The 26122-nt window shown below is 72.8% G+C and carries 22 protein-coding genes and 1 pseudogene; 14 read left to right on the top strand and 9 right to left on the bottom strand.

Features of this window, described 5'->3' with window-relative positions:
• Positions 1-4: 4 nt before the first annotated feature.
• The 8 genes from AB0P07_RS26680 (at position 5) to AB0P07_RS26645 (ending at position 9159) form a co-directional block, all read left to right on the top strand.
• Positions 5-811, top strand: a complete 807-nt coding sequence (locus tag AB0P07_RS26680; protein WP_365554964.1) for an HlyD family efflux transporter periplasmic adaptor subunit — start codon at positions 5-7, stop codon at positions 809-811.
• Positions 808-3030, top strand: a complete 2223-nt coding sequence (locus AB0P07_RS26675) for an NHLP family bacteriocin export ABC transporter peptidase/permease/ATPase subunit (protein ID WP_365554962.1) — start codon at positions 808-810, stop codon at positions 3028-3030. The genes AB0P07_RS26680 and AB0P07_RS26675 overlap by 4 nt, the downstream gene beginning before the upstream one ends.
• Before the next feature lies 1 nt (position 3031).
• Positions 3032-5854 (top strand): NHLP bacteriocin export ABC transporter permease/ATPase subunit, encoded by a 2823-nt coding sequence (locus AB0P07_RS26670; protein ID WP_365554960.1) that lies wholly within the window; start codon positions 3032-3034, stop codon positions 5852-5854.
• Positions 5855-5884: 30 nt separating this feature from the next.
• Positions 5885-6895, top strand: a complete 1011-nt coding sequence (locus AB0P07_RS26665; protein ID WP_365554958.1) for a Ppx/GppA family phosphatase — start codon at positions 5885-5887, stop codon at positions 6893-6895.
• A 75-nt stretch (positions 6896-6970) separates the two neighbouring features.
• Positions 6971-7150 carry a hypothetical protein gene (locus AB0P07_RS26660; RefSeq protein WP_365555060.1) on the top strand — a complete coding sequence of 60 codons (180 nt, stop codon included), beginning with the start codon at positions 6971-6973 and terminating at the stop codon, positions 7148-7150.
• Positions 7151-7205: 55 nt separating this feature from the next.
• On the top strand, positions 7206-8237 hold the full coding sequence (locus AB0P07_RS26655; protein ID WP_365554956.1) for an iron-containing redox enzyme family protein: 1032 nt from the start codon (positions 7206-7208) through the stop codon (positions 8235-8237).
• 30 nt (positions 8238-8267) lie between these two features.
• A complete protein-coding gene (locus AB0P07_RS26650) occupies positions 8268-8912 on the top strand; it encodes a HemK2/MTQ2 family protein methyltransferase (RefSeq protein WP_365554954.1) in 645 nt (214 codons plus the stop codon).
• Entirely contained in the window at positions 8893-9159 is a 267-nt protein-coding gene (locus AB0P07_RS26645) for a CDGSH iron-sulfur domain-containing protein (RefSeq protein WP_365554952.1), read from the top strand. Before AB0P07_RS26650 ends, AB0P07_RS26645 begins: the two co-directional genes overlap by 20 nt.
• Before the next feature lie 167 nt (positions 9160-9326).
• Here AB0P07_RS26645 and AB0P07_RS26640 read toward each other — a convergent pair whose 3' ends face one another.
• Positions 9327-9761, bottom strand: a complete 435-nt coding sequence (locus AB0P07_RS26640) for a protease inhibitor (RefSeq protein WP_365554951.1) — start codon at positions 9759-9761, stop codon at positions 9327-9329.
• 358 nt (positions 9762-10119) lie between these two features.
• On the opposite strand from AB0P07_RS26640, the gene AB0P07_RS26635 reads away from it, so the two are divergent.
• A complete protein-coding gene (locus tag AB0P07_RS26635; protein ID WP_365554950.1) occupies positions 10120-11289 on the top strand; it encodes a lactate 2-monooxygenase in 1170 nt (389 codons plus the stop codon).
• Between the two features lie 42 nt (positions 11290-11331).
• Here AB0P07_RS26635 and AB0P07_RS26630 read toward each other — a convergent pair whose 3' ends face one another.
• From AB0P07_RS26630 to AB0P07_RS26620, 3 genes and pseudogenes are all read right to left on the bottom strand, one after another.
• Positions 11332-12939: an RICIN domain-containing protein gene (locus tag AB0P07_RS26630; protein ID WP_365554948.1), complete on the bottom strand. Its 1608-nt coding sequence runs from the start codon at positions 12937-12939 to the stop codon at positions 11332-11334.
• A gap of 348 nt (positions 12940-13287) precedes the next feature.
• Positions 13288-15531 (bottom strand): cellulase, encoded by a 2244-nt coding sequence (locus AB0P07_RS26625; RefSeq protein ID WP_365554946.1) that lies wholly within the window; start codon positions 15529-15531, stop codon positions 13288-13290.
• A gap of 158 nt (positions 15532-15689) precedes the next feature.
• Positions 15690-16085: pseudogene (locus AB0P07_RS26620) on the bottom strand (hypothetical protein); the annotation flags it as partial.
• 189 nt (positions 16086-16274) lie between these two features.
• Between AB0P07_RS26620 and AB0P07_RS26615 the strand changes: the two are divergent.
• Positions 16275-18656, top strand: coding sequence for a SpoIIE family protein phosphatase (locus tag AB0P07_RS26615; protein WP_365554944.1), 2382 nt, complete (start codon positions 16275-16277; stop codon positions 18654-18656).
• Positions 18657-18821: 165 nt separating this feature from the next.
• Positions 18822-19487: a DUF4232 domain-containing protein gene (locus tag AB0P07_RS26610; protein ID WP_365554943.1), complete on the top strand. Its 666-nt coding sequence runs from the start codon at positions 18822-18824 to the stop codon at positions 19485-19487.
• A 28-nt stretch (positions 19488-19515) separates the two neighbouring features.
• Here the strand turns inward: AB0P07_RS26610 and AB0P07_RS26605 are convergent, their stop codons facing one another.
• From AB0P07_RS26605 to AB0P07_RS26590, 4 genes are all read right to left on the bottom strand, one after another.
• Positions 19516-20484 (bottom strand): aldo/keto reductase, encoded by a 969-nt coding sequence (locus tag AB0P07_RS26605; RefSeq protein ID WP_365554941.1) that lies wholly within the window; start codon positions 20482-20484, stop codon positions 19516-19518.
• Positions 20485-20562: 78 nt separating this feature from the next.
• Positions 20563-21111, bottom strand: a complete 549-nt coding sequence (locus AB0P07_RS26600; protein ID WP_365554939.1) for a flavoprotein — start codon at positions 21109-21111, stop codon at positions 20563-20565.
• Between the two features lie 77 nt (positions 21112-21188).
• The gene (locus tag AB0P07_RS26595; protein WP_365554937.1) at positions 21189-21389 is read right to left on the bottom strand and encodes a ferredoxin; all 201 of its coding nucleotides are present in this window, start codon (positions 21387-21389) and stop codon (positions 21189-21191) included.
• 12 nt (positions 21390-21401) lie between these two features.
• On the bottom strand, positions 21402-22637 hold the full coding sequence (locus AB0P07_RS26590; RefSeq protein WP_365554935.1) for a cytochrome P450: 1236 nt from the start codon (positions 22635-22637) through the stop codon (positions 21402-21404).
• Positions 22638-23012: 375 nt separating this feature from the next.
• Between AB0P07_RS26590 and AB0P07_RS26585 the strand changes: the two genes are divergently transcribed.
• The gene (locus tag AB0P07_RS26585) at positions 23013-23462 is read left to right on the top strand and encodes a nitroreductase family deazaflavin-dependent oxidoreductase (protein WP_365555058.1); all 450 of its coding nucleotides are present in this window, start codon (positions 23013-23015) and stop codon (positions 23460-23462) included.
• Between the two features lie 112 nt (positions 23463-23574).
• Here AB0P07_RS26585 and AB0P07_RS26580 read toward each other — a convergent pair whose 3' ends face one another.
• The gene (locus AB0P07_RS26580) at positions 23575-24495 is read right to left on the bottom strand and encodes a cation diffusion facilitator family transporter (RefSeq protein WP_365554933.1); all 921 of its coding nucleotides are present in this window, start codon (positions 24493-24495) and stop codon (positions 23575-23577) included.
• A gap of 215 nt (positions 24496-24710) precedes the next feature.
• Between AB0P07_RS26580 and AB0P07_RS26575 the strand changes: the two genes are divergently transcribed.
• Together AB0P07_RS26575 and AB0P07_RS26570 are read left to right on the top strand one after the other, a co-directional pair.
• On the top strand, positions 24711-25736 hold the full coding sequence (locus AB0P07_RS26575) for a glutathione S-transferase C-terminal domain-containing protein (RefSeq protein WP_365554931.1): 1026 nt from the start codon (positions 24711-24713) through the stop codon (positions 25734-25736).
• A gap of 65 nt (positions 25737-25801) precedes the next feature.
• On the top strand, positions 25802-26110 hold the full coding sequence (locus AB0P07_RS26570) for a DUF4235 domain-containing protein (protein WP_365554929.1): 309 nt from the start codon (positions 25802-25804) through the stop codon (positions 26108-26110).
• Positions 26111-26122: the final 12 nt, after the last annotated feature.

Here is a 26122-nt window from a genome sequence, read left to right as displayed (position 1 = left end):
AGCCGTGCAGTTCCGCCAACAGGCCCTCGCAAAACTCCAGTCGCCGGAGGACCTCGATCTTCCGGTGCGTTTCGCCCGTCCCCAGGGCTGGCTGGTGCTGTCCGTGACCCTGGTCGCGATGGCCGCCGCGTCCCTGTGGGCGGTGGGCGGCTCGGTGACCTCGACGGTCTCCGCACCCGCCATCCTCACCCACGGACAGGGCAGTTACCTCCTCCAGAGCCCCGTCTCCGGGCAGGTCACCGCGGTCCTGGCCCGCCCGGGTCAGCGGCTCGCCGCCGACGCCCCGGTGCTGAAGGTCCGCACCGCCGAGGGCGAGAGCGTGGTCCGCACGGTCGACGCCGGCCGGATCAGCGCGCTCGCAGCCACCGTCGGGCAGATCATCAGCACCGGCGCCAACGTCGCCTCGGTGGAGAAGGTCGCCCACGCCGACGACCCCCTCTACGCCACCGTCTACGTCCCCGCCGAGAACGCGGCCGCCATCCCCGCGCACGCCTCCGTCGACCTGACCGTGCAGTCGGTGCCGACGCAGCAGTACGGCGTCCTGCACGGCGAGGTGAAGTCCGTGGACCGCTCGGCCCAGTCGGCACAGACGATCGGTGCCTTCCTCGGGGACGGCGCGCTCGGCGAGCAGTTCACCAAGGACGGCAGGCCGGTCGCCGTGACGGTGCGGCTGGACAGCTCCACGTCCACGAAGAGCGGCTACGAGTGGTCCTCGGCCGACGGACCGCCGTTCGAACTGACCTCCATGACCCTGGCCTCGGGCTCGATCCGGCTGGCCGACCAGCGTCCCGTCGATTGGCTGCTGCCGTGAGCACCGCACAGGAGACCCGGGGCAGGCGCCGCGCCGCCCCGCCGAGACGCAGCGTGCCCAAGAGCCGGGCGAGGACCGTCCGTACGCCCACCGTGCTCCAGATGGAGGCCGTGGAGTGCGGCGCCGCCTCCCTCGCGATGGTGCTCGGGCACTACGGCCGGCATGTCCCGCTGGAGGAGCTGCGGATCGCCTGCGGCGTCTCCCGCGACGGGTCCCGCGCGAGCAATCTGCTGAAGGCCGCACGAAGTTACGGGTTCACCGCCAAGGGCATGCAGATGGACCTGGCCGCGCTCGCCGAGGTGACGGCACCGGCCATCCTCTTCTGGGAGTTCAACCACTACGTCGTCTACGACGGCATGGGCCGCCGGTTCGGGCGGCGCGGGGTGTTCGTCAACGACCCGGGCAAGGGCCGCCGTTTCGTGTCCCTGGAGGAGTTCGACGGCTCCTTCACCGGTGTCGTGCTGACCATGGAGCCCGGTGACGACTTCACCCGCGGCGGCCGCAAGCCCGGTGTGCTCGGCGCGATGCCGGCCCGGCTGCGCGGAACCGCGGGCACGCTGCCCGCGGCCGTGCTGGCGAGCCTGCTCCTGGTGGCGGTCGGCGCCGCGGTGCCCGCGCTCAGCCGCACCTACATCGACATGTTCCTCATCGGCGGGCAGACCTCGCTGCTCGGCGTGCTGTTCGCGTCGATGGGCGCCTGTGTGCTGCTCACGGTGGCGCTGACCTGGCTCCAGCAGGCCAACCTGCTGCACGGCCGCATCATCTCCTCCACCCTCTCCAGTGCCCGGTTCCTGCGGCACCTGCTGCGACTGCCGGTGACCTTCTTCTCCCAGCGCAGCCCCGCCGACCTGGTGCAGCGCCTCCAGTCGAACGACGCGGTCGCCGAGACGCTGGCCCGCGACCTCGCCGCGGCGGGCGTGGACGCGATCGTGGTCGTCCTGTACGCCGTGCTGCTGTACACGTACGACCCGCAGCTCACCTTCGTCGGCATCGGGGTGGCGCTGCTCAACATCCTCGCGATGCGGGTCGTCATCCGGCTGCGCGCGACCCGTACGGCGAAGCTGCGGGCGGACACGGCGCGGCTGACCAACACCGCGTACACCGGCCTCCAGCTCATCGAGACGATGAAGGCGACCGGCGGCGAGGACGGCTACTTCCGCAAGTGGGCCGGCCAGCACGCCACCACGCTGGAGGAGCAGCAGCGGCTCGGGGTGCCGAGCGCCTGGCTGGGCGTGGTCGCGCCGACGCTCGCGACGCTGAACAGCGCGCTGATCCTGTGCATCGGCGGCATGCGCGCGGTCGAGGGCCACATCTCGGTCGGTCTGCTGGTCGCCTTCCAGGCGCTGGTGGTCCGCTTCACGGCCCCGCTGACCCGGCTGAACGGCGTCGCGGGCCGCATCCAGGACTTCGCGGCCGACGTGGCGCGGCTGAAGGACGTGGAGAACTTCCGGGCGGACCCGCTCCACGACCGCCCCGGCGGCGCCGACTCCACCCGTCGGCTGCACGGTCACGTCGAACTGCAGAACGTCTCCTTCGGCTACAACCCGCTGGACAAGCCGCTGCTCACCGGCTTCGACCTGACGGTCGGTCCCGGACAGCAGGTGGCCCTGGTGGGTGGTTCGGGCAGCGGCAAGTCGACGGTGTCGCGGCTGATCTCGGGCCTGTACGCACCCTGGGACGGGGTGATGCGCGTGGACGGGCAGCGGCTGGACGACATCCCGCGCGGGGCGCTGGCGTCCTCGGTCTCCTTCGTCGACCAGGACGTGTTCCTGTTCGAGGGCTCGGTGCGCGACAACGTGGCGCTGTGGGACCCGTCGATCCCCGACGACGCCGTGGTGGAGGCGCTCAAGGACGCGGCGCTGTACGACGTGGTGATGCGCAGGCCGGGCGGCATCCACAGCCCGGTCGAGCAGGACGGCCGCAACTTCTCCGGCGGGCAGCGCCAGCGTCTGGAGATCGCGCGGGCGCTGGTACGCCGGCCGAGCATCCTGGTCCTGGACGAGGTGACCAGCGCGCTGGACGCGGAGACCGAGCTGGTGGTCATGGACAACCTGCGCCGGCGCGGCTGCGCCTGCGTGGTGATCGCGCACCGGCTCAGCACCGTACGGGACAGCGACGAGATCGTCGTCCTGGAGCACGGCACGGTGGTGGAGCGCGGGCGGCACGCGGAGCTGTTGGCACACGGTGGCGCGTACGCGGCGCTGGTCAGGGAGCGGTGAGATGACGACCGTGCACGAGGGACAGGACGACCTGGTCCTGGAGGCGCTCGGCGCGCTGGGTACGCGCATCGACTGCGCCGGCTTCAACCGGCTCGGCCTGGAGGGGCCGCAGGTGCTGTGGCTCGTGGTGTCCGGGGCGGTGGACCTGTTCGCGGTGGACGCCGCGGAGCAGGGCCACTGGCACCACCTGGGGCGCCTGGAGGCGGGCTCGGTGCTGCTCGGGCCGGTCGCCGGGCCGCAGCACACACTGGTGGCACGTCCGCTGCGGGACTGCGTCGTGCACCGCATCGGGCTGCGCGAGCTGTACCACCCGGCGCACACCCAGACGTGGTCGTACGACGCGTACGGCAACCCGCAGTACGTTCCGCCGACGACGAGCCCGCTGGAGTACGCCCTCGCCCTCGGTGTGGGCCGGGGCCTCACCGTTCTCTTCCAGGCGCCGCTGGCCGGCGAGCGGGCCGACGCGCCCACGGACGACGACGTCTTCTGGATGCAGGTGCCGCCGGGCAGCGTGCAGTACGGGGCGGTGTACGGCGAGGAGGCTGCCGCCGACCTGCTGATGGACCCGGCGCTGTGGCAGAGCATGGTCGACCAGCAGTACCGGCTGCTGACCACCATGGACCGCTGGATCGAGCAGCTGGAGCGCACCCACGAGACACGTACCGCGGCCGGCATCAAGGCCGGTGAGGCGGTGCGCGCCCAGGCCGACCGGACACTGCTGGCCTCCATCGGCAAGCGGCCGGGGCAGCGCACCACGGCGGCCGACGCCGACGCCACGTACGCGGCCTGCAAGCTGGTCGCCCGCGCCGCCGGGATCCCGCTCGCCGAGCCGGCCCGGGGCGGCACGGAGAGCGACCGGCTCGACCCGGTGGAGCGCATCGCGCTCGCCTCGCGCGTGCGGACCAGGTCGGTACGGCTGGAGGACCGCTGGTGGCGGGAGGACGTGGGGCCGCTGGTCGGGCAGCGGACCCTGTCGGGGGCGCCGGTGGCGCTGCTGTGGCGGCGCGGCGGCTATGTGGCCGTGCATCCGGCGACCGGACGTGAGACGCCGGTGGAAGGGGCGAACGCCGGGGAGTTCGAGCCCCGCGCGGTGATGTTCTACCGTCCGCTGCCCGAGCGCCGGCTCGGTCCGCTGCGACTGCTGCGGTTCTGTCTGGCGGGCACCCGCGGGGATCTGACGGGCCTGCTGCTCGCCGGTCTGGTGACGGTGGGGCTCGGCGCGCTGGTGCCGATCGCGACGGGCAAGGTGCTCGGCGAGTTCGTGCCGAAAGCGCAGACCGGACTGATCGTGCAGGTGTGTCTCGCGTTGATGCTGAGCAGTGTCGTCGCGGCGGCCTTCATGCTGTTGCAGAACCTCACCATCCTGCGTCTGGAGGGCCGGATCGAGGCGACGCTGCAACCCGCCGTGTGGGACCGGCTGCTGCGGCTGCCGACGAAGTTCTTCACCGAGCGCTCCACCGGCGAGCTGGCCAGCGCGGCCATGGGCATCAGCGCGATCCGCCGGCTGCTGGCGGGGGTGGGTCCGACGGTGGCCCAGTCGGTGACCGTCGGGGCGGTGAACCTGGCGCTGCTGCTCTGGTTCAGCGTGCCGATGGCGCTGGCGGCGATCGGCATGCTGGTGGTCGTCGCCGGGGTGTTCCTGGGGCTGGGACTGTGGCAGGTGCGCTGGCAGCGGCGGCTGGTCAAGCTCACCAACAAGCTGAACAACCAGGCGTTCCAGACGCTGCGCGGGCTGCCGAAGCTGCGGGTGGCCGCGGCCGAGAACTACGCCTACGCGGCGTGGGCGGAGCGGTTCGCGCACAGCCGCGAGCTGCAGCGGCGGGCGGGGCGGATCAAGAACCTGAACGCGGTGCTCGGCGCGGTCTACCTGCCGTTGTGCACGCTGCTGATGTTCATGCTGCTCGCCGGTCCGGCACGCGGTTCGATGTCGGCGGCCGAGTTCCTCACCTTCAACGCCTCGGTGACGATGCTGCTGACCTCGGTCACCCAGCTGACCGGTGCGTTCGTGTCGGGGGTGGCGGCGCTGCCGCTGTTCGAGGAGATCCGGCCGGTGCTGGACGCGACGCCCGAGGTGCGCACGGCGAGCACCCGGCCGGGACCGCTGTCGGGGGCGATCGAGGCGCGCCGCTTGTCGTTCCGGTACACCGACGACGGTCCGCTGGTCCTGGACGACGTCTCCTTCGACGTGCGTCCGGGCGAGTTCGTCGCGGTCGTCGGGCCCAGCGGCTGCGGCAAGTCGACCCTGCTGCGGCTCCTGATCGGCTTCGACCGTCCGCTGTCGGGCAGCGTCCTGTACGACGGCCAGGACCTGGCCGCGCTCGACCAGTCGGCGGTGCGCCGGCAGTGCGGAGTGGTGCTCCAGCACGCGCAGCCGTTCACGGGCTCGATCCTGGACGTCGTCTGCGGCACGGAGCCGTACACGCCCGAGGAGGCGATGGCGGCGGCCGAGATGGCGGGGCTCGCGGAGGACATCAGGCGGATGCCGATGGGCCTGCACACCATCGTCTCGGGCAGCGGCGCGGTCTCCGGGGGCCAGCGGCAGCGGCTGATGATCGCGCAGGCACTGATCCGCCGACCGCGCATCCTCTTCTTCGACGAGGCCACCAGTGCCCTGGACAACGAGACACAGCGCACGGTGATCGAGTCCACCAAGGCGCTGAACGCCACCCGCGTCGTGATCGCGCACCGCCTGTCCACGGTGCTGGACGCCGACCGTGTGATCGTGATGGAGGACGGCAGGGTCGCCCAGCAGGGCCCGCCGGCCGAGCTGCTCGCCGACACGGGCGGCCGGCTGCACGAGCTGGTGCGGCGGCAGCTGGCCTGACAGGCGCTCGATTGGGTACCTGTTGCCCTCATGCGGATCAGCGTGGTGGATGTGGGGTCGAACACGGTCCGGCTCATGGTGGCGGACGCCGAGGGCGGGGTCGCGCTGCCGGTGCACACCGCCAAGTGGCGGCTGCGACTCTCCGAGCAGGTCAGGCCGGGCGCCCCGGTCCCCGATGAGGCGCTGGAGCGGCTCGTCGAGGCGGTCGCCGGCGCGAGCAGGACCGCGGACCGGTGGGGGGCATCGGAACCGCTGGCCTTCGCGACCGCCGTGGTGCGCGCCGCGCCGAACCGGCGTGAGGTGCTGCGCACCGTGCACGCCCGCACCGGCCTGCCGCTGTGCACCCTGCCGGGCGAGGTGGAGGCGGAGCTGACGTTCCTCGGGGCCCGGCGCTGGATGGGCTGGCGGTCCGGGCCGCTCGCCCTGCTCGACATAGGCGGCGGCTCGCTGGAGGTGGCGTTCGGGCGCGGTCGGCTGCCCGACTTCGTGGCCTCGCTGCCGCTGGGGGCGGCCCGGCTGACCCACGAGTTCCTGGCGGGCGGCACGGACCCGGCGTCGCGCGACCAGGTCAAGGCCTTGCGCCGCAAGGTCCGCCACCAGCTGCGGGACGTGGCGGCGCGGATCCGCTGGGAGGGGCCGCGGACCGCCGTGGCCACCTCGCGGACCTTCCAGCAGCTGGGACGGCTGTGCGGCGCTCCGCCGGGCCGGCACGGGCCCTTCACGGAGCGGCGGATGCTCTGCTCCGACCTGGGGGACGCGGTGAGCCGGCTCGCCGCGCTGTCCGCCGCCGAGCGGGCCCGGCTGCCGGGCATCTCCGCACCGCGCTCGGCGCAGAGTCTGGCCGGCGCCGTCGTGGGGCACACGGTGATGAAGTTGACCGGTCTGGAGTCGGTGACGCTGTGCCCCTGGGCGATCCGGGAGGGGGTCCTGCTGCGCCAGATCGAGGACGGCCCGTCCTGGTGGGCCGAGATGGTCCGCCGCAGCGACGAGGCCGCGGTCCCGGCGCCGGTACCGCTGCGCCTGGCGTCCACGTCGAACTGAACCGGCCGGACGTACGAACCGAGGACGAGAGCGGTCGTACGGAACCGTACGACGCGAAGCATGAAGGAGGATTCCGTGTCCCAGAACGGCGAACACGACCCCAAGCAGCCCGAGACCGCCATCGACGAGGTGCTGCGCGAGATCGAGGAGGCCAGGCCCCGCGACGCGGAGTCCGACGAGGGCGAGCACCGGGGCGAGGCGGGGGACGCCACCTCGCCGAACACCGGCGCCCAGGAGGACGTCGAGGGCGAGTGACGCGCCGCCGAACGCGGCCGGGGGTGCCACGGCGGCGTCCGGGTACCCGCGGCGCATGGAGTACGACCGTGAAGGACCACAGCTGCCGACGCCCCGGGGACCGGTCTCCGGGGCCGTCGGCGCTCATCTGCGCGGAACGGGCCCGCTGCCGGCCCCCGAGGCCGTCGCCGCCGCCCCGGTGTACGGCGACGACCTGCAGCTCGCCCTGTACCAGTGCTACGAGCTGCACTACCGGGGCTTCGCCGGGGTCTGTCCCGGCCTGGAGTGGGACCCCGGACTGCTGGGCGTGCGGGCCGCGCTGGAGCGGCGCTTCCTGGCCGCCCTGCGGGCCGGCACGCCGGTCCACGAGAGCGTCGCGGACGCGGTCGGGGCGCTGCTCGTCGAACCCGTGCACGGCGAGGGCGTGAGCCACTTCCTGCGGGACGCGGGCGAGCTGTGGCAGCTGCGCGAGTACGCGGCCCAGCGTTCCCTGTACCACCTCAAGGAGGCCGACCCGCACGCGTGGGTGCTGCCGCGGCTGTGGGGCCGCGCCAAGGCGGCGATGGCGGCCGTGGAGTTCGACGAGTACGGCGGCGGCCGCGCCGACCGGGTGCATGCCCGCCTGTTCGCCGACCTGATGACGGACCTGGGCCTGGACACGACGTACGGCGCCCATCTGGACGCCGCCTCGGCCGAGTGCCTGGCCACGGTGAACATGATGTCGCTGTTCGGTCTGCACCGGTCGCTGCGCGGCGCGCTGGTGGGGCACTTCGCGGCCGTGGAGATCACTTCGTCGCCCGGTTCCCGGCGGCTCGCCGAGGCGATGCGCCGCACCGGTGCCGGACCGGCCGCCGAGCACTTCTACGACGAGCACGTCGAGGCCGACGCGGTGCACGAGCAGATCGTGCGGCACGAGGTGATCGACGGCCTGCTCGAGCAGGAACCGCACCTCGCGGCGGACGTCGTGTTCGGCATCGACGCCACCGGGCACCTCGACGACCGCTTCGGCGCCCGGCTGCTCGCCGACTGGCGGGCGGGACGGTCGTCGCTGCGCACGGCGCTGCCGCCCGCGCCGCGCGCGCGTGAGGAGACTGCTCATACTTCGTGACCGCCGGGGTACCTGGGGTCCGTGAATTTCATGGTGCTACCGGGCGTGTACGCCCCTCAGGAGGACACCGCCCTGCTGGTCGGGGCGCTGTCCGACGAGTCGGTCCCGCCGGGCGCGGCCGTGCTCGACGTGGGCACCGGCACGGGCGCACTCGCCCTGGCGGCGGCGCTGCGGGGCGGTCGGGTGACCGCGGTGGACGTGTCGTGGCGGGCGGTGTGGGCCGCGCGGCTCAACGCCGCCCGGGCCGGGCTGCGGATCCGCGTCCGGCACGGCAACCTCTTCACTCCCGTCCGCGGTCAGCGGTTCGACCTGGTGCTGGCCAACCCGCCGTACGTGCCGGCGCCGGCCGGTGGCCGCCGGCCGCGGGGTGCCGCCCGGGCCTGGGACGCGGGCCGCGACGGCCGCATGGTGCTGGACCGGATCTGCCTGGAGGTGCCGGGGCTGCTGCGTCCCGGCGGCGTGCTGCTGCTGGTGCAGTCGGCGCTCAGCGACCCGGCGCGGACCGAGGCGCTGCTGCGCGAGGCGGGTCTGAAGGCCGCGGTGACCCGGCGGCGGCGGATCGCGTTCGGTCCCGTGGTGCGCGGCCGGGAGCGCTGGCTGCGGCAGCGCGGGCTGCTGTCCGGGGCCGAGCACGAGGAGGAGTTGGTGGTGGTCCGTGCCGAACTCCCCGTCTGACGCGCCCCGCCCGGCCGGTGATCCGCGCCCGGCGGACGCCCCGCGCCGGATCAAGGTCCAGCGCCGGGGGCCGATGCTGGTGGAAGGGCCGGTGGAGGTGGAGCTGGAGGACGGGACGACGGTGTCCTGCGACCGCTTCCGGGTGGCGCTGTGCACGTGCCGCCGCAGCCGGCGCTACCCCTGGTGCGACACCAGCCACCGCGCCCGGTCGTCCGGGACCGGTGAAGGGCGGGCCGGGACGGAGTGACCGGCGGTGCCGTGCGGACCACAAGTGGCGCGAACCGGGAGGACGGCGGACGGCCCCACTCCGTCCGCCGTCCCCGGTGCGGGCCCGCGGGACCCGTACGGCGGCCGCTCGCACTCCCCAGTAGCGAGCAGCCGGTCACGCCGCACGGTCCCGGCGGTCCCGGTCCCTCAGAACGTGAAGACGCTCGCGCTGCCCGCGTTCTTCACGCACTCGTTGGCGAAGGTGCGTTCGTAGGACAGGCGCCGGCCCTGCCAGACCCCGTCGACGGTGACGACCACGGGGGCGTACTCCCGGGTGCACATCATGGCGTCGTCGGCGGCCAGGGCGCTCGGGTCCCCGTGCGCGGCGCGCAGTTCGGCGCAGGCCGCGTCGGCCGCCGGGTGGGTGCCGGAGGCGGTCGGGGCGCAGGTCAGGGTGACCGCGCGCAGGGGTGCGGCGGTGGCAGCGCTCTCTCCGTGCCCCACGGTCAGCACCAGGGCCGAGGGAGCGTAGAGCGACGCGGGGGCGGTGGCCGGGGAGGCGAGGGAGGCCCCGGCGAGGGGCCCGCAGACGGCGGTGGCCGTCAGGCCCAGAGTCGCTGCCCAGCGCGCGGTGTTCCGCATTGTGTGCATCCTTCCGCTCGTTTCGAGGGTGGTGCCGGCCCGGCTCGGTCGGTGCCGGAACGGCGAGCGCGAGTCTGCCGAGTCCGGCACCGAAACTCATCTCGACCCCATGGGTTTCGGTAACCTTGGGTATTCAATCAGTGGCGCGAAGTTACGAAGTTAGAACGTTCCAAGTCCGGAACTGGGCGTTTCTTGATCGATTATTGAGAGCAGAACTGGCCGAATGGCGTGATCCGCTCGTTCGCCAATAGTCCTGAAACACCCCTGAAACAGCCCCGCCGCCCCTGACGGCCACCCTCCGCATACCGCCGGGTATGGTGCCCGCAGCGCGAGCTCGACGACGAGAGGCGGAGGTGGGATGCCGAAGCACTGGGCGGACTTCCAGTACGAGATCTACCTGAACGGCATGACGGGCGCGGTTCCGCGACTGCCCACCGACCTGACCCGGCTGGAGGAGCTCACCGAGCGGCGCCTGGGCCCGGGACCCTTCGGGTACGTGGCGGGCAGCGCGGGGGACGGCAGCACCGTCCGCGCCAACCGGGCGGCGCTGGCCCGGCGCCGGATCGTCCCGCGCATGCTGCGCGACGTGCACGAGCGCGACCTGAGCGTCGAGGTGCTGGGCCGCGACCTGCCCGCCCCGCTGGCGCTGGCACCGGTCGGCGTCCTGTCGATCATGCATCCCGACGCCGAGCCCGCCGCGGCCCGGGCGGCGGCCGCGCAGGGCGTGCCGTACATCCTGTCCTCCGCCTCCAGCACCCCCATGGAGCAGGTCGCGGAGACGATGGGCGACGCCGAGCGCTGGTTCCAGCTGTACTGGCCCAAGGACCGCGAGGTGGCGCGCAGCTTCCTGAACCGCGCCCGGGCGGCGGGCTACACGGCGCTGTTCGTCACGCTGGACACGCCCCTGCTGTCCTGGCGCCCGCGCGATCTCGACCAGGCGTACCTGCCGTTCCTGCACGGGGTGGGCACCGCCAACTACTTCTCGGACCCCGCGTTCCGGGCCGGTCTGGCCAAGCCCGTGCACGAGGATCCGAACGCGGCGGTGATGCATTTCGTCGGCATGTTCTCCGATCCCGCCAAGTCCTGGCCCGACCTGGCCTTCCTGCGGGAGAACTGGGACGGTCCGATCGTCCTCAAGGGCGTCCTGCACCCGGACGACGCCCGGCTCGCCGCCGACGCCGGGATGGACGGCGTGGTCGTCTCCAACCACGGCGGCCGGCAGGTGGCCGGTTCCGTCGCGGCGGCCGACGCCCTGCCGCGCGTGGCGGAGGCGGTCGGCGACCGGCTCACCGTGCTGTTCGACAGCGGAGTCCGCACCGGCGACGACGTCTTCAAGGCCCTCGCGCTCGGTGCGCGGGCGGTGCTCCTGGGCCGTCCCTACGTCTACGGCCTCGGCCTGGACGGACAAGCCGGCGTCGAGCACGTGATCCGCTGCCTGCTCGCCGAACTCGACCTCACCCTGGCTCTGTCCGGGCACGCCTCACCGGCCACGCCGGGTCCCGCCGACCTCGTCGAGGACCCGGCGTGAGGGGACGGCGACGCCGCCGTCCCCAGGAGGGTGCGGGTTCCGTCAGCCGGCGGACAGGTCCACGGCTCGCGCGCCCGGCACGTCGGCGCGGTCGATCGACAGGGAGCCCTCCGCCGCCGGTACCGGTTCGGTGCGCCAGTGCTGGTCGTCGGACCCGTCGTGCACCTTGACGACGACGTCGGCGTCTGGCGCACGGGTGGTGGGGGCGAGTGCGAGCAGTTTCTGCCCGCGCGGCACCAGCTCCTCCTCCTCGGTGAGGTCGTAGCGCACGTCGTCGCCCCGCTCGGTGCCCTCGTCGGCGCAGGTACCGAGAATGACGACTCCGGCGTCCGCCCGCGAGTCCAGGCACAGGCCCGGGTCGGCGACGCTGCGCAGCAGTCCGTCGTCCTCGTGGGTCCACTGCTGGGTCCACGCCTCGGAGCACTTCGCCAGCCGGGCGCCCGCTCCGGCCCTGGGCTCGCCGCGCACGTCGAGGCAGAGGTTCGCGGCGACGTTGCGCAGCCGTGTGCGGTCGGCGGACGTGGGCATCCCGGCAGTGCCGGGCGGTTTCGGGCGGCTCGTCGCGGACGTCTCGCCCTTGCCGTCGACGGCGCTGGTGGAGGCGGCCGGATCGGCCCCGTCCCCGTCGTAGGACCACACGCTCACCACCAGTACGACGGCCAGCACTCCGGCGGAGGCCGCACCGAACTGCCTCAGCACCGACCGCCCCGAGCGCGGTCGGCCCGGCGTCCTGCGCACCGGCACGGGGAGCCGGCCCAGCAGCCCGGGGCGTGAGCCGCGGTGCCGGGCGGCACCCTTGGCCAGTGCGCCCGGTGTCGCGCGCCCCGGACGGGAGTCGAGGTAGCGCCGGGCGCCCCAGCCGAGCACCGCCTCGGCGATCAGAGTACCCAACTCACTTTCGAAGCGGCCGAGTTGGTCGGCGGCGTGCCGACAGTGACGGCAGTCCGCCAGATGCTTGCGGACGTCCGGCAACAGGGCGCCGCCCCGGCGGATCGGGACGTCGAGCAGCCGGCTCTGGAAGCGGCACTCCTGACTCGGCGCGAGCTGCCGGTGGGCGTGCAGACAACCTTCGCGGAATTTCTCACGCGCCTGTTCGAGAGTGGCCGACGCGGTGTCGGTGTCCATGCCTAGCAGACCGGCCGGGACACTTATCGACTCCCCTTCGACCTCCGTGTGCCACAGCAAACACCGGGCCGGTCCAGGAAGAGAGGCGAATGCGCGGGCGGCCAGCGCGCGGTTTTCCGGGGTCATGGACTTCGCCGCCCGCATACCGCGCCCGCCGGCGGGTTTGAGCAACTGCGGCAGGACGCCGGAAATCGCATCGTCGGCGGACCACTGCCGGACCGTGTCGCGCACGGCCACCAGCAGCAGCGGGCGCAGCGCGGTGGCCGGTTCGCCCTGGGCCAGACGGGCCAGCACCCGGTGCCATGCGGCGGCGGTGACCATGCCGGTGACCTCGGCCGACGTGGCCAGGCAGATGGTCGAGTAGTCGTGCGCGGGCTGCCAGTGGCGGGCCATCAGCAGCGCGGCGATCCGGGGCGCCTCGCTCTGCGGACCGTCCCGGAGCCGTGCGGCCAGCAGCTCGTCGGACTCCCCGGGGTCCCCGCCGGAGGGCGGGTACGCGGGCCGAGGGGGGTGGGGGGTGGGCACTGAGATGTCTTCCTTCCCACGCGCAGGTGACTCAGATGTTCGGATCGCCGAAAGGACCCACGGATTGGTGTGTACCTCTTGGGCGTGGCACGGAAGGTGTGAATTCGCCATGGCGAAATCGGACCCGGCCCGTCAAAGCGCGTGCGAGACCCGGCCTTTACCCCCCGCACGGGTGCTTCACTCTCGCACAAACCACTCATGGTCAACAAGGCGAGCGGGCAACCTCGGCCGCCTTTGAAAGAAGGTCAGAATCCCGGCATGCCAAGAGGGCCGCACCTGCATTCCGCTTTTCTGCTGCGGAAACGGCGCGGCCCTCTACGGGGGGAGCCGGTCGGGTCGGTCGGTCGGTCAGCCCTGGTCCGCCACGAAGGAGGCCATGCGGGCCAGTGCGGCGTTCCAGTTGATGGTGTGCTCGTTGGTCGACCAGGACTGGATGTCGTCGATGTAGCAGAACTGGCCGACGCAGCCCTGGAGTTTGCTCTGTGCGTAGGGGTCCTGGATGCTCGAGTTCGGGCCGCCGGACAGGGTGCCGTCGGGCGGCGCGGGCAGCGCCGGGTCGAGCTGGTGGGCGTACCAGCGGCTGTGCTGGTTGTGCGCGTTGGCCTCGCCGTATCCGGTGACGTACGACATGTTCAGCGCGTTGCGGCCCAGGATGTAGTCCATGCTCTGGACGGCGCCGTCACGGTACTTGGAGCCGCCGGTGATGTCGTAGGCGGTGGCGATGACGACCGCGTTGTTCAGGATCTGGTGGCTGGAGCCCCAGTCGTACACGTTGCCGGCGGGGGCGTAGGGCATGCCGTACGGGTGCGCCTTCAGGGTGGCCAGGTAACCGTCGGCGCCCCGCACGACGGAGCGGCGGACCTTGTCCCGGCCGGGAAGGCGGCTGGGGACGGTCGCCAGGTCGAGGCGGGCGGGGACGGCCGTGCTCGCCCAGTCGAAGCTGATCGGCCCGAAGATGTCGGCGGTGTGCACCGGGGACTTCAGCACGTACTCCTCGAAGTCCCGCTCCCCCGTCGTCAGGTACAGCTCGGCCGCGGCCCAGTAGAAGTCGTCGGCGACCTTGGCGTCGGGGTAGGCGCCGCCGCCGATGCCGTCGTTCTCGTCGGCGAGCAGGTCCGGGTGGGCGAGCGCCGCCTTCCAGGCGGTACGGGCCGCGTCGAGCGCCTTCGCGGCGAACTCCCGGTCGTAGGGGCGGTACAGGCGGGCGGCCTGGGCGGCCGAGGCCGCGAGGTTGAGGGTCGCGGCGGTGGTCGGCGGGTGCAGTTCGCGCTTTTGCGGATCGTCGCTCGGCAGCAGCGGCAGCCCGGTCCACTGCTCGTCATGGATCTTGTGGTGGGCCATTCCGGCCAGCGGCTGCCCGTCCGGCACCTGCATCTTCAGCAGGAACTCCAGCTCCCAGCGGGCCTCGTCGAGGATGTCCGGCACCCTGTTGCCGCTCTCGGGGATGTCGAGCGAACCGTCGCCGAGCTTGCGGGGTTCCCCGGTGCGGGCGTGCAGCGAGCGCTCGTAGGTGCTGAGCAGCTCCCAGGCGGAGATGCCGCCGTTGACGACGTACTTGCCGTGGTCGCCCGCGTCGTACCAGCCGCCGGAGACGTCGAGGGTGTAGTCGCACACGCCCGGCTGACAGGGCACCTCGGTGTCGCCCTGGTTGGGTGCCGTGCCCACGTGGCCGGCCGGGCGGCCGTAGCCCGGGCGGAGTTCGTCGCTGATGGCGATGCCGCTGCGCTGGGTGTAGTAGTACTTCGCCGAGTCCAGGCGCAGCCGCTCGTAGGCGGCCGTCCCGATGTCGAACGGGCGGCTGGTCTCGCCGTCGGCGACGAGCGTGTAGCCCTCGCCGCGCTTCTTGTAACGTCCGAAGTCGATCGAGTGGACGTTCTGTCCGGACGAGGCGTCGACGCCGCGCGGCCTGCTCCAGCCGTGGGCGACGACCCGCCCGCGTTCGTTCTTCAACTGCCAGCGCAGACGCGAGGTCGCGTCGGTGACGAGGGTGGCGTTCTTCGGGCCGGACGGCAGGTAGGCGACCTGGTTGACCCGCACCCGCGGCCCGGTGTCCGGCACGTACGGCTCGGGCGCGACGCCGCCCAGCAGGGACACGTCGTCCACGCAGAACCGCCAGGCGTCGGGCGTGCCGCCCAGCTGGAAGCCGACCTGGCCCTGGGTCGTGTCGACGGGCGAGGTGAAGGTGTACGAGTAGGTGTTGCCGGAGACGCTCAGCTGCGGGCTGATCTCGTAGTAGGTGTCATACGGGGACACCGACAGGCCGACGATCGCCCGGACCACGTGGTCGGCGGGCGTACCGGTGGCGGTGAAGGAGAACTTGTACGACTCCCCCGCGACCAGTGTGACGTCGTTCTGGCCGAGGGCGGCGTCCCAGCGGTTGGTGGTGCCGCCGGGGGCGTCGGCGCACAGCCGGCCGTCGGTCACGGCCGCGGTGACGTTGCTGCTCGTCCACCAGGAGTCGGTGCCGTTGTCGAAGGTGCCGTTCCTGACCTGCTCGGTCTCCTCGGCGCCGGCCGGGGCGGCAGGCAGCGCGGTGACGGCCGCCGCCAGCAGGGCCGTCAGGGAGACGAGCGCGGTTCTGCGTCTTTTCACGTCCGGGCTCCTCGGGGGAGGTGGCGCTCGCGATGAAAATGGGAGCGCTCCCAAATGCGGTCGCAGGACATGCTTGTGGCAGACATGACATGCCGTCAACGGTTCGGACGGGACCGGTTTTCCAACCGGTCCCGTCCGGAGCGTGGTGGTGCGGCGGCTCAGGCGGCGGGCGTCTCCAGGCGGCTGACCCGGATCGCTCCCCGTGGCTCGCCGGGGTGGCGGCTGGTGAACGTGAGGCGGATGCGGGAGCCGCGCAGCCGGTCGAAGGTGAGGACCGTGGGCGCGTCGGACGCGGTGGCCCAGTCGGTCCGCATCCCCTCGACGGCACGCCAGGCACGGCCGTCCCAGACCGCGACCTCGACGGCGGCGGGCAGGCTGTGCCCGTCGTCCACGGAGAAGAAGACCGCGACCCGGTCGTAGCCGCGCGTGCGTCCGTGGTCGACCGAGAGCCAGTCATTGTCGAGTCCGGCCAGCGAGCCGCCCGCGACGTCGAAGGAGATCAGGTGCTCGGCGCCGGGCACCACCACGCCGTGCCGGTCGACCACCTCGGCGGTCGACCGGCGCGCCCGTCAAGGCCGCGGAAAGCACTTTCTGTCCTGCGCCCGCCGGACCGTCCGGTGGCCTGCGGGGCGGCCGCTCTCCGTGCGGCCGGTGGGTTCGGGTCCGCACCGGGCCCGAACCCACTAGGCTTGGAACAAGGTGACGCGCTGATCACTGTGGGTGTGCGCAATGGAGTGGCGACGATGAGTCCGGTCAACCCGTTCGACGATGCCGCCACGGCCCGCGCCGTCGTCGACGGCTCCGGCACCTTGCGGGAGTGGAACGAGGGGGCCCGTCTGCTGCTCGGTCATCCGGCCTCCGAGGTGGTGGGGCGCCCCGCCGCCGACCTGCTCGCCGACGACCGCGACGGCACACCTCCCGGGCGCGAGGACGACCGGTGGAGCGGCACCCTGGCCCTGCGGCACCGCGACGGACACACCGTGTCGGTGTGGGTGCTCGCGCACCGCAGACCGGCCGCGGACGACACCCCGGCCACGTGGCTCGCCGTCACCCCGCTGGAATCCGGTCCCGAGCCGGAGGACGACCCCCTGGTCAGGGCCGCCCTCACCCAGTCGCCCTGCGCCACCATGATCTTCGACGACCGGCTGCTGCTGCGCGGCGTCAACCACGCGATGGCAGGGCTGCTGGGGCTCCCGCCCGACCGCCTGCGCGGCCTGCGGGCCACCGACTTCGGCGACCGGCCGCAGAACGCGGAACTGGAACGCCAGATGCGGCGCGTGCTGGCCACCGGCCGCCGGCACGAGCTGCAGACCCGCCTCAGGGCGGTCGGCGAGAGCCGCGCCCACGCGTGGAACGCCCGGATCGCGCCGCTCACCGGCGCCGACGGCCGGGTGCGCGGCGTGTGTGTCAGCGCCCACGACTTCACGGAGCAGCACCGCGCCCGCGAGCGGCTGCAACTGGTCAACGAGGCCAGTGTGCGCATCGGCACCACCCTCGACGTCACCCGTACGGCGCAGGAGCTGGCGGACGTGTGCGTGCCCGCGCTCGCCGACTTCGTCAGCGTGGACCTGCTGGACCCGCACGAGCACGGCGGCGAGACCGCCGCCGTGGTCGAGCCGCCGGTCGGCCTGCGCCGCACGGCGCACCGGTCGGTCACTCAGGAGTGCCCGCAGTCGGTGTCCGAGATCGGGCGCCTGGACGTCTATCCGGCCGGCTCCCCCCAGGCCGAGTGCCTGCTCTCGGGGCAGGCGATCGTGGCCTCGGTGGCCTACGGCGACCTCGAACGCTGGCTGCGGTGGGACCCCGCCCGCCTGCGGCGGGTGGAGGAATACGGCATCCACTCCACGATGTCGGTCCCGTTGCAGGCCCGCGGCACCACCCTCGGTGTCGCGGTCTTCACCCGGTTCCGGCGTCCCGACCCGTTCACCCACGACGACGTGCTGCTGGCCCAGGAGGTCAGCGCCCGCGCCGCCGTCTGCATCGACAACGCCCGCCGGTACTCGCGCGAGCGCGAGGCGACACTGACCCTGCAGCGCAGCCTGCTGCCCCGGTGGCTGCCGCCCACCGCCGCGGTGCAGGCGGCCTCCCGCTACCTTCCGGCGGCGCGCTCGGGCGTCGGCGGCGACTGGTTCGACGTCATCCCGCTGTCCGGCATGCGGGTCGCCATGGTGGTGGGGGACGTCGTCGGCCACGGCATCCCGGCCTCGGCCACCATGGGCCGGCTGCGAACCGCCGTACGCACCCTCGCCGACATCGACCTGACACCCGAGGAGTTGCTCACCCACCTCGACGACCTGGTGGTGCGGCTGTCCGAGGAGTCCGGGGACGACCGGGCGGGCGAGGTCGGCGCGACGTGTCTGTACGTGGTGTACGACCCGGTGTCGCGACACTGCTCCATGGCCCGGGCCGGCCATCCGGCGCCCGTGCTGATCCCGCCGGACGGCCCGCCCGAGCAGGTCGAGCTGCCCTCCGGGCCACCACTGGGGGTGGGCGGGCTGCCGTTCGAGTCGGCCGAGCTGGAGCTGCGCGAGGGCAGTGTGCTGGCGCTCTACACCGACGGCCTGGTCGAGAGCCGGGACCGGGAGACCGACGCCGGCCAGGCGCTGCTGCGCGAGGCTCTGGCCGCGCCCGTCGATTCCCTGGACGCCGCGTGCGACCGCGTCCTGCACACGCTCCTCCCCGCGGGCAGCGCCGCCGACGACGTGGCCCTGCTGCTCGCCCGGACCCGGGGGCTGCCCGCCGGACAGGTCGCCACCTGGGACATCCCCGCCGATCCGGCACTGGTCGCGCCGGTACGCAAGCAGGTCCTCGACCAGCTGTCCGACTGGAATCTGCTGGAGGCGACGTTCACCGCCGAGCTGGTCGTGAGCGAGCTGGTCACCAACGCCATCCGGTACGGCTCCTCGCCGATCCGGCTCCGGTTGATCCATGACACGGCCACGCTGATCTGCGAGGTCTCCGACACCAGTCACACCGCCCCGCACCTGCGCCGGGCCAGGACCTGGGACGAGGGCGGGCGCGGCCTGCTCCTGGTGGCCCAGCTCACCCAGCGCTGGGGCAGCCGGCACACGACCGAGGGCAAGACGATCTGGGCGGAGCTGGGGCTGCTCGACGAGGAGGAGTGAGCCGGGCGTACGCCGGGGCGCGAGCGCCTCGCGTCGGCGCCCCGCTCCGATGCGGAGCGCGACCCCTCGTTTCCCGGACCGCGCGACGGGACACTCGAAGGGACGGACCGCACGGTGCCGTTCCCAGGGCCGTGTGCGAGAACCCGACGGAAGTGTGGAGAAGCGATGGCTGACACGTCACAGCCGCTGCGCCGGGCGGCTCTGCTCGCGAGCGGGGTCGCGCTGCTCGGACTGGTGACCGCCTGCGGCGGCGAGAGCGCCTCGTCGAGCGGCACGCCGGAGCCCGGCAAGGCCGCCCGCAGCAGCAGCGCGGACCCGGGCGGCGGCGCCTCGTCGCCCGGCGACACCGCCTCGGCGGTCGGCAGTGCGCCCAGCGACACCGCGGGCTCGGCCTCCGCCTCGGCCCGCACCGACGGCCGCTGCCACACCTCGGAACTGCGGGCCTCCGTCGGCCGCGTGGACCCGGGGGCCGGTCAGCGCAACTTCCCCGTCGTGCTGACCAACACCTCGGAGCGCACCTGCACGGTCTACGGCTATCCCGGCGCCGCGTTCGTGGACGCCTCGGGCAAGCAACTGGGCCCGGACCCCGAACGCGCGGCCGGCTCCCCGCGGACGGTCACGCTGACGCCGGGCAGGAGCGCGTGGTCCGGGCTGTCGTTCTCCAGTCCGCAGATCAGCGGCGCCCGCACGGCCACTCCGGCGGCGTTGCTCGTCACCCCGCCGGACGAGCGGGAGCCCTTGAAGGTGAAGTGGGTGGCCGGCGAGGTCCCGGTGGGCGGCAACGAGTCGTCGGTGACCGTCACCGCCCTGTCCCCGGGCACCGGCCCCTGAGGCGCGCCCCGACGGCGCCGGCCGGTGATCAGTGACCGGCGACGGGGTGCGGCGCGTAGGGCCGCTGCAGTTCCTCGATCTCCTTGTCGCTGAGCGGCAGTTCGACCGCCGCCACGGCGTCCTCGAGGTGGCCCGGCCTGGAGGCGCCGACGATGGGCGCGGTCACCGTGTCCTGGTGCAGCAGCCACGCCAGGGCCACCTGGGCGCGCGGGACGCCGCGCTCGCCGGCGATGCGGGTGACCGCCTCGACCACGGCGCGGTCGCCCTCCTGGTACAGGGTGCTGCCGAAATCGTCGGTGGCGCTGCGCTCGGTGGCGGTGTCCCAGTCACGGGTGAGCCGGCCGCGGGCGAGCGGGCTCCAGGGCAGCACCCCGACGCCCTGGTCCGCGCAGAGGGGCAGCATCTCGCGCTCCTCCTCGCGGTAGACGAGGTTGTAGTGGTTCTGCATCGACACGAACTTCGTCCAGCCGTGCCGCTCGGCGGTGTGCTGCATCTTGGAGAACTGCCAGGCGTACATCGAACTGGCCCCGACATAGCGGACCTTGCCCGCCTTCACCAGGTCGTGGAGGGCCTCCATCGTCTCCTCGACCGGGGTGTGCGGGTCGAAGCGGTGGATCTGGTAGAGGTCGACGTAGTCGGTGCCCAGGCGGCGCAGGCTGTGGTCGATCTCGGCCATGATCGCCTTGCGGGAGAGTCCGGCGCCGTTCGGCCCGGGGCGCATCCGGCCGTGCACCTTGGTCGCGAGCACGATGTCGTCCCGGCGCGCGAAGTCGCCGAGCGCCTTGCCGACGATCTCCTCGCTGGTGCCGTCGGAGTAGACGTTGGCCGTGTCGAAGAAGGTGATCCCGGCCTCCAGCGCCTGCCGGATCAGCGGGCGCGAGGCCTCCTCGTCGAGGGTCCACTCGTGCGTGCCGCGGTCGGGAACGCCGTAGGTCATGCAGCCCAGGCAGATCCGCGACACGTCCAGGCCCGTCGAACCGAGCTTCACATACTGCATCGTTGCCGCTCCTGTCTTCGCCGATCATCGGTACCGGAGCGAGCGTACGTCTTGGTGCGGGCTCGAACCGCGTGCGGGTCAGCGCCGTTCGAGCAGGTCCAGGGCGCTCTCCCAGCCGAAGTCCGGACGCCCCGCGCCCTTTCCCGCGGCTGCGGTGTACGGGGCGCCGAAACGCACCCCCATCCCGCGCAGCCGGGCCAGGCTCTCCCGGTAGGCGGGGTGGACGGCCAGCGCGTCGGCGACGCACGGCAGGACGGCGACGGGGACGCCGAGGCCGCTCGCCTCGCACAGGGTGGCCACGGCGAGGGTGTCGGCCAGGCCTGCGGCCCACTTGTTGATCGTGTTGAAGGTGGCGGGCGCGACCACGACGGCGTCGGGCGCCGGGAAGGGCCGCGGATCGTTTGGCGTGCGCCAGGCCGAGCGGATCGGGCGGCCGGTCCGCGCCTCGATGTCGGCCACGTCGAAGAAGCCGCCCACGGCGACCGGTGTCGCTACGACCCCGACCTCCCAGCCGCGCTCCCGCGCCGCATCGACCAGCCGGCCGACGCCGTCGGCCACGCCCGCGGCGCAGACGACGACGTAGAGGAACGGCCTTGCGACGTCGTCACTTCCCGCCTGTTCGCTCACCCCGGCACCCTACTCAACCGCCGGACGCCGGCGTCGGGCCGGGTGAGGCGGGGCGGGGCGGGATGCGGGCGCCGGGGTCAGCCCACCCGCTCCGACACGGTGATCGCCCGCACGGGGCACGCACGGGCCGCCTCCCGTACCAGCGCGCTGCCGCCTCCGTCCTCCCGGCCCGCAACGAGGGTGCTGTAGCCGTCGTCGTCCTGGGTGAAGACGTCGGGGGCGGTCAGGGCGCACTGGCCCGCGCCGATGCAGGTGTCCTTGTCGATGCCGATCCGCATGTCCGCAGCCTCCTACCAGGTCACGGGGAGTTCCAGCATCCCCTGGATCGTGTCGCCGGGCTTGAAGGGGATCTCCTGGGCCGGGGCGGCCAGGCGCAGCGTGGGCAGCCGCTCGAAGAGGGTGTGCAGGGCGATCTCCAGTTCGGCGCGGGCCAGGTTCTGGCCGAGGCACTGGTGGATGCCGAACCCGAAGGCGACGTGGTGGCGGGCGGGGCGGTGCCAGTCGAGGGCGTCCGGGTCCGGGTAGACGGACTCGTCCCGGTTGATGACCGAGGTCGAGAAGACGACCGCGTCACCGGCCCGGACGGTCTGCCCGTCCACGTCGATGTCCTCGGTGGCCAGGCGCAGCAACCCGTCCGCGATCGACAGGACCCGCATCAGCTCCTCCACGGCGCCGGGCAGCAGCGCGGGGTCCGCGCGCAGTTCGGCCAGCCGTTGGGGGTTGGTCAGGAGGGTGTAGGTGCCCAGCGAGATCATGTTGGCGGTGGTCTCGTGGCCCGCGACCAGCAGGATCACCGCGAACGAGACGAGCTGCTCCCGGTCGATTACGCCCTCGGCCGACTGTCGCCGGACCAGGTCGTCCAGCAGGCCCTCGCCGGGGGCCTTGAGCTTGCGGTCGATCAACTCGCCCAGATACGCCTCCAGTCGGTCACGGGCGTCGAGGGTGTCGGCGGGGAGGGGGCCGCGCAGCAGCCGACGGGACTGCTCCTCGAAGAACTCGTGGTCGGCGTACGGCACCCCGAGCAGGGCGCAGATCACCATCGAGGGCACGGGCAGCGCGAAGGCCGTCACCAGATCGGCGGGCGGGCCCTGCGCGACCATCGCGTCGAGCCGTTCGTCGACGATGCGGCGGATGTGCGGGCGCAGTGCGGCGGCGCGCCTCAGGGTGAAATCCGGCAGCACCATCTGGCGCTGGGTGCGGTGTTCGGGGTCGTCGACGCCGAGCAGGGCGGTCCTGCGTCCGCGTACGCCGGCCAGTCGCGCCGTGGTCACGGGGAAGTCGTCGCGGGTGCGGTCGGTCGACAGGCGCTGGTCGGCCAGCAGCCGGCGGGCGGCGGCGTGTCCGGTCACCAGCCAGGCCGGGCGGCCGTCGTAGAGCGTGATCCGGGCCAGCGGCCGGGCGGCGCGCAGCGGGTCGTAGGCGGCGGGCGGGTGGTAGGGACAGGTCCGGTCCTGCGGAAAGGCGACGGGGGACGCGGCCTTCTGGTCCGTTGCCGGGACCGCGTCCGTCGTGGGGGTGTCCGTCATGGAAGACCTCGCAGACGAAGAGTGCGTCGTGCCGATCTTCATTAGATGCCTCGGGCATCTATGGAGCGACGGCAAGTTCGGCCAGATCGGTGGCGCGAGCAGACTGGCCGGGGATCACCGCTCGGGGCGGCGGGAACACTGCGGTGCCGGTCGGAACGGCGGCGCGCGTGGCGCGATCGGGACCTCCAGAGGCCGCTGCCGGGCCCTGGAACTGGCCGAGCGGCACGGTGTGACGGCCGACGGGCGGAGCCGCTGCGTCCGGATCTCCTCATTTCCGCGGGGCAGCAGGGGAAGGATGCGGTAATGATGGTCACGCGCCGGTCGTCGGTGCTCACCCGACCGGCCTCAGGTCACGACGATTACGGACGGATGCACATGCCTCTTGACGGCGAGTACGAACCCAGCCCCACGCAGTGGGTGCGCGAACAGGTCGAGCTGTACGAGAGCTCGGGCGGCACCAAGGGCACGACGCTGAGGGACACCGGCCTGCCGGTGATCGTGCTGACCACCCGGGGCGCGCGGAGCGGCAAGGTGCGCAAGACGCCGCTGATGCGCGTCGAGCACGAGGGCCGCTACGCCGCGGTCGCCTCCCTGGGCGGCGCTCCCAAGCACCCGGTCTGGTACTTCAACGTGCTCGCCGATCCCCGGGTGGAGCTCCAGGACGGCCCGGTGAAGCGGGACATGACGGCCCGTGAGGTCACCGGCGCGGAGAAGGCCGAGTGGTGGGAGCGCGCGGTCGCGGCGTTTCCGCCGTACGCGGACTACCAGAAGAAGACGGAGCGGGAGATCCCGGTCTTCGTCCTGGAGCCGGCCGACGCGGGCTGAACCCGGGCGCGGGGAACCGGGCAGGGGGTGAACCGGGCGGGGTCTGAACCGGGCAAGCGAGAGTTTCCCGGTTCCGGCGTGCATGGACCGGCGGGTGCCGGGAAAGCGTCGTTCAGGCCCCGCCGCGTTCCCCCGTCGCGGCGGGGCCTTCCGCCGCCTGCCTCATGGCACGGTCGGTGACGTCGAGGAAGACCTGCCGCGCCTCGGGGACGGTGTGCGTGATCGACCTCTTGATGCGCACGGCGACCTCCTCCACCTGTTCACTGTCCAGGCCGGGTACGAGGTCGACGCGTGCGGCCACCAGCGCGGAGTCGAGGCCGGTCTTCATGGTGAACAGCGCCTCGACGCTGTCGATCTCCGGCTGTGCCCCCAGCAGCGCCCGGATGCGGCCGCTGGCCTCGGGGTCGGCGGCCTCGCCGATCAGCTGGTCGCGGGCCTCGCGGCCCAGCCGGTAGGCCACGTAGACGAGCAGTGCGCCGATGGCGAGCGAGGCGCCGGCCTCCCACACCACCTGTCCGGTGACCATGTGCAGCGCCATGCCGGTCATGGCGAATGTGACGCCGAGCACCGCGGTGCCGTCCTCGGCGACGACCGTGCGCAGCGCCGGGTCACGCAGCCCGTCGGCGAGCCCGCCCTGACCGCGTACCTGGTGCAGGGCGCGCAGCAGGGAGCCGCCTTCCGCGAGCAGGGCGATACCGAGCACGATCAGGCCGGCCACGTAGCCGCTGAGGCTCTCCTCCGCTCCGTTGTGCAGGGCCTCGGCGCCCTGGAAGAAGGAGAAGCAGCCGCCCATGACGAAGATGCCGACGGCCGCGAGCAGCGACCAGAAGAACCGTTCCTTCCCGTAGCCGAAGGGATGCCGGCGGTCGGCGGGGCGGCGGCTGCGGCGCAGTGCGGCAAGGAGGAAGATCTCGTTCATGCTGTCCGCGACCGAGTGGGCCGCCTCCGACAGCAGCGCGGGCGAGCCCGCGATGAGCCCGCCGACCGCCTTGGCGACCGCGATCACCACATTGGCCGCCAGGGCCACCAGCACGGTGACGCGTGTACTGCGGTCGGCCTTTCGGCCCGGCTTCTCTTCTTCGGCTGTCGCACTCACGAAGCCCCGACTGCCCCGGCCGGCGCGGCTCACACCCCGCCTTGCGGGTGGCCACCAGTGCCGACGGGCGAAAACGGGGAACGCCTACACAGGGGCGCACGGACAACGGGAACGGCGGCACAGGGACACACGGACGGCGGAAGGGCAGGGCCATGAGCGGTGACGAGGGAACCCCGGGCAACAACGACTACGGGAAGAAGGCGTTCAAACGCTCCCGGAGTCATTTCGCGGACCGGATCACCGCGGACGGGAGGGACGGCTGGCCGGTGGAGACCGGCCGCTACCGCCTGGTGGTCAGCCGCGCCTGTCCGTGGGCGAGCCGGGCCCTGGTGTCCCGGCGACTGCTCGGTCTGGAGGACGCCCTGTCCCTGGCGGTCGCCGACCCGATCCAGGACGACCGCAGCTGGCGCTTCACGCTCGACCCGGGCGGCCGGGACCCCGTCCTCGGCATCCGTCACCTCAGCGAGGCCTACGACCGGCGGGAGACGGGATACCCGGGCGGGGTGAGCGTGCCCGCGATCGTGGACGTGCCCAGCGGGGCGCTGGTCACCAACGACTACCAGCAGATCACGCTCGACCTCGCGACCGAGTGGACCGAGCTGCACCGGCCCGGCGCCCCCGATCTGTATCCGCGGGCCCTGCGCGAGGAGATCGACGAGGTGATGGCCGGGGTCTACGAGGATGTCAACAACGGCGTGTACCGGGCGGGCTTCGCCACCGGCCAGGAGGAGTACGAGACCGCGTGCGCGGGGGTGTTCCGGCGGCTGGAGCAGCTGACGCCCCGGCTGGAGCGGCAGCGCTACCTGGTCGGCGACACCATCACGGAGGCGGACATCCGGCTGTTCACGACACTGGTCCGCTTCGACGCGGTCTACCACGGCCATTTCAAGTGCAACCGCTGGAAGCTGACGGAGAACCCGGTGCTGTGGGGATACGTCCGCGACCTGTTCCAGACGCCCGGATTCGGGGACACCGTCGACTTCGACCACATCAAACGCCACTACTACCAGGTGCACACCGGCATCAACCCGACCGGCATCGTCCCCATGGGCCCGGACCTGACCGGCTGGCTCACGCCCCACCACCGGCAGGAGCTGGGCGGCCGCCCGTTCGGCGACGGCACCCCGCCCGGGCCGGTACGGGCCGACGAGGAGGTACCGGTACGGGGCAGGCCCTGACCCGGTACGCACACGACCACCCGCGCCGCACGACCGTGCGGCACACACAAGGCAAGGAGATTCCCATGGCGAAGAAGGCGAAGAAGAAGCAGAAGCTCCCCCTCGCCTACAAGCCCGTCGGGTTCGCGCTCGGCTGGCTGGGCGGCACGCTGGCCGGGATGACGTTCCAGAAGACCTGGAAGGTGATCCGGCACGAGGACGACGCGCCGGACGCCCTGGACCCGGACCGCGGCTGGGGCGAGATCCTGCTGGCCGCAGCGATCCAGGGCGCCATCTTCGCCGCGGTGCGCAGCGCGGTGGACCGCACGGGCGCCAAGGTCGTCCAGCGCTCCACCGGCGCCTGGCCGGTGGCCGGGAAGGGTGGCCGGGACTGAGCCCGTGGAGAA

Source organism: Streptomyces sp. NPDC085944 (assembly GCF_040686295.1).
Lineage (GTDB): Bacteria > Actinomycetota > Actinomycetes > Streptomycetales > Streptomycetaceae > Streptomyces > Streptomyces salinarius.
Note: the sequence above shows the minus strand (reverse complement) of the source record. Positions and strands in the feature narration are given on the sequence as shown.

Bases quoted from the DNA above. Each gene is read 5' to 3' on its own strand.
- AB0P07_RS26670 (WP_365554960.1), top strand. From the start codon at position 3,032: ATGACGACCGTGCACGAGGGACAGGACGACCTGGTCCTGGAGGCGCTC.
- AB0P07_RS26665 (WP_365554958.1), top strand. From the start codon at position 5,885: ATGCGGATCAGCGTGGTGGATGTGGGGTCGAACACGGTCCGGCTCATG.
- AB0P07_RS26655 (WP_365554956.1), top strand. From the start codon at position 7,206: ATGGAGTACGACCGTGAAGGACCACAGCTGCCGACGCCCCGGGGACCG.
- AB0P07_RS26650 (WP_365554954.1), top strand. From the start codon at position 8,268: ATGGTGCTACCGGGCGTGTACGCCCCTCAGGAGGACACCGCCCTGCTG.
- AB0P07_RS26640 (WP_365554951.1), bottom strand. From the start codon at position 9,761: ATGCGGAACACCGCGCGCTGGGCAGCGACTCTGGGCCTGACGGCCACC.
- AB0P07_RS26635 (WP_365554950.1), top strand. From the start codon at position 10,120: ATGCCGAAGCACTGGGCGGACTTCCAGTACGAGATCTACCTGAACGGC.
- AB0P07_RS26615 (WP_365554944.1), top strand. From the start codon at position 16,275: ATGAGTCCGGTCAACCCGTTCGACGATGCCGCCACGGCCCGCGCCGTC.
- AB0P07_RS26610 (WP_365554943.1), top strand. From the start codon at position 18,822: ATGGCTGACACGTCACAGCCGCTGCGCCGGGCGGCTCTGCTCGCGAGC.
- AB0P07_RS26605 (WP_365554941.1), bottom strand. From the start codon at position 20,484: ATGCAGTATGTGAAGCTCGGTTCGACGGGCCTGGACGTGTCGCGGATC.
- AB0P07_RS26595 (WP_365554937.1), bottom strand. From the start codon at position 21,389: ATGCGGATCGGCATCGACAAGGACACCTGCATCGGCGCGGGCCAGTGC.
- AB0P07_RS26590 (WP_365554935.1), bottom strand. From the start codon at position 22,637: ATGACGGACACCCCCACGACGGACGCGGTCCCGGCAACGGACCAGAAG.
- AB0P07_RS26585 (WP_365555058.1), top strand. From the start codon at position 23,013: ATGCCTCTTGACGGCGAGTACGAACCCAGCCCCACGCAGTGGGTGCGC.
- AB0P07_RS26575 (WP_365554931.1), top strand. From the start codon at position 24,711: ATGAGCGGTGACGAGGGAACCCCGGGCAACAACGACTACGGGAAGAAG.
- AB0P07_RS26570 (WP_365554929.1), top strand. From the start codon at position 25,802: ATGGCGAAGAAGGCGAAGAAGAAGCAGAAGCTCCCCCTCGCCTACAAG.